This window comes from Streptococcus sp. CL5.50, from assembly GCF_049738015.1.
Classification (GTDB): domain Bacteria; phylum Bacillota; class Bacilli; order Lactobacillales; family Streptococcaceae; genus Streptococcus; species Streptococcus mitis_CA.
The window spans coordinates 1-354 of record NZ_JBKOTR010000033.1; the positions used below are offsets into that span (position 1 = coordinate 1).

The 354-nt window shown below is 52.3% G+C and carries 4 tRNA genes; all 4 read left to right on the forward strand.

The features are described 5' to 3' along the window. Window positions 1–8: 8 nt before the first annotated feature. The 4 genes from ACLNCV_RS09755 (at window position 9) to ACLNCV_RS09770 (ending at window position 350) form a co-directional block, all read left to right on the forward strand. Window positions 9–82: transfer RNA gene (locus ACLNCV_RS09755), tRNA-Pro, on the forward strand. Window positions 83–87: 5 nt separating this feature from the next. After that, window positions 88–161: transfer RNA gene (locus ACLNCV_RS09760), tRNA-Met, on the forward strand. A 13-nt stretch (window positions 162–174) separates the two neighbouring features. Further along, window positions 175–248, forward strand: a tRNA-Ile gene (locus ACLNCV_RS09765). A gap of 12 nt (window positions 249–260) precedes the next feature. Next, window positions 261–350 (forward strand) — tRNA-Ser (locus ACLNCV_RS09770). Window positions 351–354 lie beyond the last annotated feature (4 nt).

Genomic DNA, 354 nt, shown 5'->3' on the forward strand with positions numbered 1-354 from the left:
TTTTAACTCGGGAAGTAGCTCAGCTTGGTAGAGTACTTGGTTTGGGACCAAGGTGTCGCAGGTTCGAATCCTGTCTTCCCGATTCATGGCGGTGTAGCTCAGCTGGCTAGAGCGTCCGGTTCATACCCGGGAGGTCGGGGGTTCGATCCCCTTCGCCGCTATAATGATCTTGTTGGACCTTTAGCTCAGCTGGTTAGAGCTCTCGGCTCATAACCGAGTGGTCGTAGGTTCAAGTCCTACAAGGTCCATTTGAATAGTATGGAGGATTACCCAAGTCCGGCTGAAGGGAACGGTCTTGAAAACCGTCAGGCGTGTAAAAGCGTGCGTGGGTTCGAATCCCACATCCTCCTTTTA